The 261-nt window shown below is 45.6% G+C and carries 1 protein-coding gene; it reads right to left on the bottom strand.

Translation table 11 applies throughout. The features are described 5' to 3' along the window. Positions 1-18: 18 nt before the first annotated feature. On the bottom strand, positions 19-261 hold a 243-nt coding region (locus AAEY88_RS14175), incomplete at its 5' end, for a c-type cytochrome (RefSeq protein ID WP_350563414.1).

Below are 261 nucleotides of genomic sequence, written 5' to 3'. Positions count from 1 at the left end.
CTGATCTTTAGTAGGCTTTTACTTAGTTGTCATAAAGTTAATTGCGGCACTAATTTCGTCTTCAGAACAATCCATACAAGTACCTTTTGGCGGCATTGCATTAAAACCATTCAGTGCGTGATCGAGTAATACATCTTTACCTTTAGCAAGGCGAGGTGACCAGTCATCAGCCGATTTAGGTGCGCCTAACGCGCCAGTACCGTGACACGCAAAACATGAAGCTTGATATACTTGCTCGCCAGAACGTGGGCCAGTAGGGGC

Origin of the sequence: Psychrobacter sp. CAL346-MNA-CIBAN-0220, assembly GCF_040309805.1 — a bacterium.
Classification (GTDB): domain Bacteria; phylum Pseudomonadota; class Gammaproteobacteria; order Pseudomonadales; family Moraxellaceae; genus Psychrobacter.
This window is presented reverse-complemented; position numbering and strand designations above follow the sequence as displayed.